Raw genomic sequence first — 1576 nt, 5'->3', positions numbered from 1 at the left:
GGAAGGGTGCGAAATGTGAGGTCGAAATCAACATCATGAATAAGGGAACGAAGAAAGGATTTGATGCTTTATCAAAAGGTTGTACTGGCGTCTATCATGAAAAGCATGGCAGCTGATTTTAGCCGAACTTTTTGTTCCAGCCATGGAACGATGGCTGGATCGCGATGTTGGTGTTTGATCCTGTTATTCAAGGCTTCGAGCTGATTTTTCGCAAAAATTATCAACCGTATAGTGCACAGGCCAACGGTTTTCTTTTATAATGAATATGTCTTGACATTAATAATGACAGGAGGATACACATGAACGAACCGACGATTTCCCAGCGCAAGCTGTTAAGCATTGCCGGTCTCGGTTGGCTGTTTGACGCGATGGATGTCGGCATGTTGTCGTTTTTGATGGCCGCCTTGCAAAAAGATTGGAACTTGACGGCCGGGCAAGTCGGCTGGATCGGCAGCGTCAACTCGATCGGCATGGCGGTCGGGGCGCTCGTGTTCGGGCTGCTCGCCGACCGGATCGGCCGGAAAAACGTTTTTATTTTCACATTGTTGCTGTTCTCGCTTGGCAGCGGGCTGTCGGCGCTCACGACGACGTTGGCGGCGTTTTTGGCGTTCCGCTTTTTGATCGGCATGGGGCTTGGCGGTGAGCTGCCGGTCGCGTCGACGCTCGTTTCGGAGGCGGTGCCGGCTAAAGACCGCGGACGGGTTGTCGTGCTGCTCGAGAGCTTTTGGGCGGGCGGCTGGCTGTTGGCGGCGCTCATCTCGTATTTCGTCATACCGGCTTACGGCTGGCGGACGGCGTTATGGCTGGCGGCGATCCCGGCGCTGTATGCGATCTATTTGCGCCTCCGTCTGCCTGATTCGCCGCGGTTTGCGGCCGCGCAAAAAGAGGAGACGGTGTGGAGCAATATCGTCAAAGTATGGTCCGCTCCCCATCGGAAAGAGACGGTTATGCTTTGGTTGCTTTGGTTTTGCGTCGTCTTTTCGTATTACGGCATGTTTTTATGGCTGCCGAGCGTTATGGTGATGAAAGGGTTTAGTTTAATTAAAAGCTTTGAATATGTGCTCATCATGACGCTGGCGCAATTGCCCGGCTATTTCAGCGCCGCATGGCTGATCGAGCGGGCGGGGCGGAAATTTGTCTTGGTGACGTACTTGCTTGGCACAGCATTGAGCGCTTACTTTTTCGGCACGGCCGAGTCGCTCGTCGGGCTGATGGCATCCGGCATTTTCTTGTCGTTTTTCAACCTCGGCGCTTGGGGAGCGCTGTATGCGTATACGCCGGAGCAGTATCCGACGTCGATTCGTGCGACCGGCGCCGGCATGGCGGCGGCGTTTGGCCGCATCGGCGGCATTTTTGGCCCACTGTTGGTCGGCTCGCTTGTCGCCCAAGGGGTGTCGGTGACGGCCATTTTCACGCTGTTTTGTCTATCGGTCCTTGTCGCCGTTTTGGCGGTCGCGGTGTTGGGCAGCGAGACGAAGCAGCAGGAGCTTGCATGAGGAAAATCGTTGTAAGGGACATTCTCTAAGACAGATCTCTCATGAGAGTTGCGGGCTTTGGTTCGTGGCGCTCGTTAGGG

Annotated in this window: 1 protein-coding gene; it reads left to right on the top strand. The window is 54.7% G+C overall.

Going from position 1 to position 1576, the window contains the following annotated elements; genetic code table 11:
• Positions 1–299 precede the first annotated feature (299 nt).
• Entirely contained in the window at positions 300–1496 is a 1197-nt protein-coding gene (locus VU18_RS15570) for an MFS transporter (RefSeq protein WP_014197005.1), read from the top strand.
• Positions 1497–1576: the final 80 nt, after the last annotated feature.

The organism is Geobacillus sp. ZGt-1 (assembly GCF_001026865.1).
Taxonomy (GTDB): Bacteria; Bacillota; Bacilli; order Bacillales; family Anoxybacillaceae; genus Geobacillus; species Geobacillus thermoleovorans.
The sequence above is the reverse complement of the archived record's forward strand: the minus strand, read 5'-3'. Positions and strand labels throughout refer to the sequence as shown.

Excerpts from the sequence above, each read along its gene's own strand:
- VU18_RS15570 (WP_014197005.1), top strand. The coding sequence starts at position 300 with ATGAACGAACCGACGATTTCCCAGCGCAAGCTGTTAAGCATTGCCGGT.